Source organism: Natrialba sp. PRR66 (assembly GCF_034808065.1).
Lineage (GTDB): Archaea > Halobacteriota > Halobacteria > Halobacteriales > Natrialbaceae > Natrialba > Natrialba aegyptia.
Genome location: NZ_JAXHGN010000005.1, coordinates 456,549 through 462,737, shown reverse-complemented (window position 1 = coordinate 462,737; position 6,189 = coordinate 456,549). Strand labels below are relative to the sequence as shown.

Sequence of the window (6,189 nt, the reverse complement as noted above, 5' to 3'; positions counted from 1 at the left end):
GATCATCGGCGGTTTCCCGCTTCATCTTCCAAATTCTACCGGTCGAAACCGACGCTGTCTAGTGATTCACCAAAGCCGACGAGAGCAATCGGCCATGGAACGGGAGTACGATAAACTCGTTCGCGATAATATCCCGGAGATTATCGAAGATAACGGGGAGGTGCCGGCCACCCGGGCGGTCACCGGAGACGAGTACGAATCGTATCTGCGCGACAAACTGCAGGAGGAAGTCGCGGAGTACCTCGCCGACCGAGACGCGGACGAACTGGCGGACATCTTGGAGGTCGTTCACGCGCTTGGGCACGTCGAAGGTCTCTCCCCGCAAGAACTCGCCGAGCGCAGGGAACGAAAGGCGAACTCGCGGGGCGGATTCGAGGACGGCATCGTCCTCGAGCGGGTGAACTGAAGTTCAGTCGCCAGGCACGCAGTTGGTTAGATAACACCCATCGCGTCGAGCCGTTCCGGCAGATACGTATCCGTCACGAAATCGAGGCCGTGAGAGGCCAGCGACTGCTGTTCTGACTTCTTCCCGATCTCGAGTTGCAACTCGATCTGTTCCTCCCAGTAATCGGTCTGGAAGCGCGGGTCCTCGAGTTCACTTTCCAGGGCGTTGATGTCCGAGTCGCTGAGCGGATCGGTCGGCAGATCGTACTCGACGATGTCGGCGGGCTGGATGCCGATATAGTCGGCTTCGGGGGTTGCGAGGTACTCGGAGAGGTGGGCCGACTTGATCGAGCCGTAGGCGACGGAGCCGTAGATGCGGTAGGACCAGGGGTCGCCGTCGGTAAAGACCACCACTGGAAGGCCGAGTTCGTCGTGGAAGCGCTTCGTCAGCCGGCGGGTGGCCCGCGCGGGCTGGCCGCCGAGGTGGACGACGATCGCGTCGTACTCCTCGTCGAAGCCGTTCTCGACGAGTCGGTCGCGCATCCCGCCGGTCTCCACGCAGAGGACGAAGTCAGCGTCGTTGTCGAGGAACTCGATCATGTCCGGGTTGTTCGGGATCTGGTACCCGCCCTGGCCCACGTCGAGCTGGCAGTGGATGTCCCGGTCGCCGCGTTTGGTCTGCTCGCGGATGTGAAGCGGCCCCATCACTTTCGCACCGGATTCCTCCGGGCGCATGTGAAAGTCCTCGCGGGTGACTCCCGAGACGATCTCTAAGTCCTCGACCAGGCTGTTCGACTCGTCTTGGCTGGTAAACTGCGCGTTGTCGTTGTCCCAGCTTTCCGAGAGGTAGTAGAGTTCACGCAGGGTCGAGGAACGGTCTTCCTCGAGTTGGTCCGCGAGGAACTCGATGGTGTAGACGGCCTTTAAGAGCTTTCTCGCGCCGCGGACGGAGTTCGCCGACCGGGTCGACTCGCGGTCGCCGTAGACCCAGACGTCCTTGTCCTCGTCGTACTCGATGTTGTTCTTCGTCCGCGTCGGGACGGACATGTGCGGGATCTCGCCGAGTTCGAACTGGTCGTAAAACTGCGCGGCGAGATCGATCAACTGTTCTCTGGCCTGCTGATCGTTGTCTGCGCTCATTGTTTCACCGTGAGTTTCTCGCTTTCGACGCCTTTCACGTCTAGATCGAAGCTCGCGTCATCAGGGGCGACGTACTCTAGGGCGGCCTCGTCGTCACTGGATACCTCGGCTTCCCACTTGACGAACCACTCGCCGTCCATCTCAACGACGGTCGCGCCGTCCGAGAGGTCGGTCGGCTCGGCTGAGACGATCTCGGTAATTTCGAGGGTCTCATTCGTTCCCGAGTTGTTCTCGACGACGACGGAGACGGCCTTGCCGTCGCCGTTTGGCTTGACCTCGCGCTCGACGAGGACGTTGTTCATGATGCGGGCGATGGCGTCGTCGATGTCCGGTTCGTCACGGTCGGTGACCTCGGCGACCTTTTCGGCCATCTCCGGCAGGATGGTGCCGAGGACGTTCTGTTTCTTCCGGCGCTTTTGCATCGACCGGCGCTTGTTGAGGAAACTCTTCAAGTCGCGAGCGGCCTCGCGGATCGCGAGTTCGATTTCGTCCTCGATTTCGGGGACGTTCGCGACGGCGTCTTTCGACTCGCTCGTGAAGGGGACGTTCGTCGAGGCGACGTGAACCATGATGACGACGGGGCCGTTCGGCAGGCCCGAGCCGCCGGGCTGGTCCAGTCCGTAGTTGCGCCAGCCGATAGATTTGACCACGTCGGTCGTGGCGCACGCGCCGCGCTGGTAGACCAGCGGGACGCGGTTTGCAAAGCGCATTACGTTCGCGCTGCCCTCGGCGGGCAGATCGTCGCCGTAGGCGATGCCAGCCTCGACGATGAAGGGGTCGCCGCCGTGGACCTCGGCGTCTCGCGTCGCCGAAGCGTAGAAGTCGGCGTCGAACTCCTTCTCGAGGCCGGCCTCGATGAGGTCGGCGGAGATGGGCGAGAGACACCGCGTCGGCGGGGCCATAATGTCGGTCGCGCGCATTCCGTCGACGAGATCGCTGGTCGCGTCGCGGTCGCCTTCCAGTTCGCGCACGAGCGGCGGGTCGTCGGGGACGGTCACCATCACGTCCCAGATCGCCTCGGTGACGTTCTCGCGAGCCGTGTCGCCGAAGGCGACGTCGTCGTACTCCTCGGTGAGTTCGGCGGCGCGGTCGACGTACTCGCGGAGCGTCCGGTGGGTGAGCCGGTGGCGCGGATCGTCGTCGGTTTCGTCCTCGAAGGTGCCGGCGAGACGGACCGCGAAGGCTTGCACGATTTCGTCGTCCTTGCGGGTGCTCGTGGCGTCGTCGGCGAGATCGTAGAGGTCGGCGACGAGTCGCGACTCGTCCGCGTCGGTTCCGGACGCGTCGGCCTCGGACGCGTCTGCGACGGAGTCGTCGGTCGGTGTGGCGTCGATGAGCGCGAGCCAGACGGCCTCGACGGCGTTCTCGCGGACGGTATCGCCGAAAGTCGTTCCGTGGTCGTCTTCGACGGTGTCGGCGACCGAATCGACGATATCGAGCAGTTCGTGGTGGGCGAGCCGCTCGCGGCTCGCGACCTCGGTCTGGACGGCCTCGGCGAAGGCGGCCGTCGCATCGGGGCCCTTGTTCGCAGTGGCGTCCGTGACGGCCGCTTCGAGATCGATCGCTTCGTGGTTCGCAGGCGGCCGCCAGCGCATCTCCCGGCCGTAGTGGCGGTCGCGGAACGCATCGATCACCGACTCGGCAGTCTTCTTCCCGACGCGGGTGAACTCTTCCTGGAGGAAGCCGGAGACCGTCTGGGAGTCAGTCGCGGCGAGCATCTTGATCACGGTCCCGAGTTCGACGCCGTGGGGGTGGGGACGAATCTCCTCGGTCTCCTCCGGTAACTGGTCCGTCGCGCGCTCGAACTTGAAGTGTGAACTCGGTTCGCGGAGTTCGAGCCGCGCGTGCGGGTTGACGACCGCGGTGTGCTGGATGTAGTCGTGGAGTTGCTGGCGAGCGCGCATGTTCGCCTCCATCTCGAGTTCGATGCGCGTGCCGTGTGGGCGGTCCCACGTCGTCGTCTCCTCGACGCTGATCTCGGGTTCGTTGTCGTCGGTGTCGACGATGAGTTCGAAGTACTGTGCGTCGCTTGCACCCTCGGTTCGGCTGGTGATCTTCGCGGGTTTGCCGCTCGTCAGTTGTGAGTAGAGGACGGCGGCGGAGATTCCGATCCCCTGCTGGCCGCGGGACTGTTCGCGGGCGTGGAAGCGAGATCCGTAGAGAAGCTTCCCGAAGACCTTCGGCAACGATTCCTTGGTGAGCCCGGGTCCGTTGTCCTCGACGATCAGGCGGTAATAGTCGCCGTCCTCCTGAATCTCGACGTAGATGTCCGGGAGAATACCGGCTTCCTCGGCGGCGTCTAAGGCGTTGTCGACGGCCTCTTTGACGGCCGTCACGAGGCCCCGAGCGCCGCTGTCGAAGCCGAGCATATGCTTGTTCTTCTCGAAGAACTCGGCGATGGAGATCGCCTGCTGGCTCTCTGCCAGCTCCTCGGCGATCCCCGGCTCATCACCGAGTGTCGACTGGAACGACGTCATCATCACCCTGTACTAACGGGGAGGCTAAAAGGTGTGTGCAACCGGAGTGAAAGTGATGCCGGTCTGTGTGATTTCGGCCGACTGTTCACACGGGCACAATTTGCTCGCTTGGCAATTCGAACTCGGTCGTCTCCACGGCCGCCAGTACCTGACCATCAGGTTCGTGATGGTGTCTTTCACCTTACAAAGGTTTAACCACGAGCGAGACTGTATCTTGGACGAGAGGAGCCATGGATTCAGACGACACCGACGAGCACCGGGTCGACGAGGGCACCGGACGACCACACGGAGAGAACGACACCGGTGTCAGCACGGACGGGACGAACTCACGCCCAGCCGACAACAGCGACGACGAACTGCGCGCCACGGCTGCCGAGGAAGTCGACCAGCGCATCGTCGACTTACTCTCGTGGATCCTCGACACCGAAACCCGCGCGAAGATCTACGTCCACCTGCTCGCAAACCCGGCCAGCACCTCCGAAGAGGTCGCCAAAGGGACCGGCCTCTACCCGAGCACCGTCCGCGAAGCCCTCGCAGAACTCCACACGGAAGACCGCGTCACCCGACAGAAACGAGCCAGCGAGGGTGCGGGCAACAACCCCTACGAATACACCGCCATCCAGCCGAGTGAACTCGTCGGTGGCGTCGTCGATCAGGTCCAGCAGGAACTGAACACGATCTTCACGCTCGATCGCGTCCTCGACCGATCGACCGAGGGCGACGACGAGACTATCGACGGTTCCGAACCTGTCACGATCACAGTCGACAATGACGACGAACAGGAGCCAACGGCCCCCGGAGACGAACGGACAAGCGAGTCGGCCGACGACGACCACGACTACAATCAGAACCACGATCACAACTCCTCCGAGTAAGATGCGTACAGACGCGACTCGCGTCGTCAGCAGAACACCCGCTACGCCTCATTCTCGAGTTCAAGCACGGCCGGCCGCTCGAACTCGCGGTCGCAATTGACAGCCCGGACCGTCGTCGTCGGCCAGGTGTCGGTCGTCGTTAGCACGCTGCACTCGTCGGCGGTGACGAGTACGGTGTCTTCGCTTTTCGCGCCCTGGACGGTCGGGTTCCAGGCGTAGGCCATCGGCTCTGCGACCGGTGCCTCGTGGTCCGGCGTGGCGATCCACTCTCGGCCGGCGAAGCCGGCAGCGCCGCCTTGGTGGTGGTGCTCCCACTCGCCCGCGTGACCGACCGCCTCGTAGGCGTGTTGGATCGATTCGAAAACGTCGCCGGCCGTCCCACCGGCGTTGGCCACCTCCTGCGTCGCCGCGAGCGCCGTGGCCTCGACGCGGGCGGCTGCCTCGTGGCGATCCGCGAGCCACGACGGAGGGTCGAATGCGACGGTCCGGGTACAGCTCGCGTGGAGGCCGTCCCGCTGTGTCGTCACCGAGACGAGGACGTAATCGCCGAGGACGGCATCGGTCGGCGTGTAGTGGCGATACTGTTGGGCGCGCGTTGCGCCGCCGACGAGGACGACCGGGGCCTCGATGTCGCGGGCAGACAGCGCAACTCGCAGTGCCGACGCAACCTCGCGCTCGCTGTCGTCGGCGCGCAGTTCCCGACAGACGGATTCGACGGCGGCTGCCGTCTCCTCGCCGAGCCGCCGGTAGCGCTCGCGGTCGCGTTCGGTCAGCGGTTGTCGCAACGGCGTTGGGTCGATTTGCTCCAGGCCGGGAACGTCGATATCGGCAGCAGCGTCCTCTCCGGTGCCGACGCGGGCGGCGATCTCATCGGCGAGCGAACCGGTGTACCAGTCGAACTGCTCGACGGAGACTGTATCCGTGTCGAGGTCGGGAAGTTCCTCCGCTGCGATCCGATTCGCTTCGTTGTTCGCCGTGACGACCCGCAGCGCCGTTCCGTCGTAACCCACCGCGGCAACGCCGGTCGGTGCCTCGCGATCGATGACGCTATCGCCACCCGTCAGCCAGGCGAACGAGTTCGGCTCGGCGAACCACACCGAGTCGAACTCGTGGGTCTTGAGGTAGGTGTCAAGTCGCTCGCGTTTGTCCATGCGGGGTGCTGGCGTGGCGGGGCCTTGAATGCGGCGGACCCTTTCGGCGGGCGACAGAGACCGCGTCTCGTGTACGAGGAGCGTACGCGGGTGCGAACATCGACACGTGGAGATGATCGCCCGGAGCGAAGCGATATACAGAATGCAGACACTAGAGTAGTC

General features: G+C 64.0%; 5 protein-coding genes. 2 read left to right on the top strand and 3 right to left on the bottom strand.

The genetic code is table 11. From position 1 onward, the window contains the following. The first annotated feature begins 94 nt into the window (after positions 1–94). Positions 95–406 (top strand): nucleoside triphosphate pyrophosphohydrolase, encoded by a 312-nt coding sequence (locus tag SM755_RS19265; protein WP_323174061.1) that lies wholly within the window; start codon positions 95–97, stop codon positions 404–406. A 26-nt stretch (positions 407–432) separates the two neighbouring features. Here SM755_RS19265 and SM755_RS19260 read toward each other — a convergent pair whose 3' ends face one another. Both SM755_RS19260 and SM755_RS19255 read right to left on the bottom strand, forming a co-directional pair. Then, positions 433–1,524, bottom strand: a complete 1,092-nt coding sequence (locus tag SM755_RS19260) for a DNA topoisomerase IV subunit A (protein ID WP_006666334.1) — start codon at positions 1,522–1,524, stop codon at positions 433–435. Continuing rightward, the gene (locus SM755_RS19255; RefSeq protein WP_323174060.1) at positions 1,521–4,001 is read right to left on the bottom strand and encodes a DNA topoisomerase VI subunit B; all 2,481 of its coding nucleotides are present in this window, start codon (positions 3,999–4,001) and stop codon (positions 1,521–1,523) included. Before SM755_RS19255 ends, SM755_RS19260 begins: the two co-directional genes overlap by 4 nt. A 230-nt stretch (positions 4,002–4,231) precedes the next feature. Here SM755_RS19255 and SM755_RS19250 point away from each other — a divergent pair, with 230 nt between their 5' ends. After that, complete coding sequence (locus SM755_RS19250; protein ID WP_323174059.1) at positions 4,232–4,876, top strand: helix-turn-helix domain-containing protein; 645 nt, start codon at positions 4,232–4,234, stop codon at positions 4,874–4,876. A 41-nt stretch (positions 4,877–4,917) separates the two neighbouring features. On the opposite strand, the gene SM755_RS19245 is transcribed toward SM755_RS19250, so the two are convergent. Continuing rightward, positions 4,918–6,027 (bottom strand): M24 family metallopeptidase, encoded by a 1,110-nt coding sequence (locus tag SM755_RS19245; protein WP_323174058.1) that lies wholly within the window; start codon positions 6,025–6,027, stop codon positions 4,918–4,920. Positions 6,028–6,189 lie beyond the last annotated feature (162 nt).

Excerpts from the sequence above, each read along its gene's own strand:
- SM755_RS19255 (WP_323174060.1), bottom strand. The coding sequence starts at position 4,001 with ATGACGTCGTTCCAGTCGACACTCGGTGATGAGCCGGGGATCGCCGAG.
- SM755_RS19260 (WP_006666334.1), bottom strand. The coding sequence starts at position 1,524 with ATGAGCGCAGACAACGATCAGCAGGCCAGAGAACAGTTGATCGATCTC.
- SM755_RS19245 (WP_323174058.1), bottom strand. The coding sequence starts at position 6,027 with ATGGACAAACGCGAGCGACTTGACACCTACCTCAAGACCCACGAGTTC.
- SM755_RS19250 (WP_323174059.1), top strand. The coding sequence starts at position 4,232 with ATGGATTCAGACGACACCGACGAGCACCGGGTCGACGAGGGCACCGGA.
- SM755_RS19265 (WP_323174061.1), top strand. The coding sequence starts at position 95 with ATGGAACGGGAGTACGATAAACTCGTTCGCGATAATATCCCGGAGATT.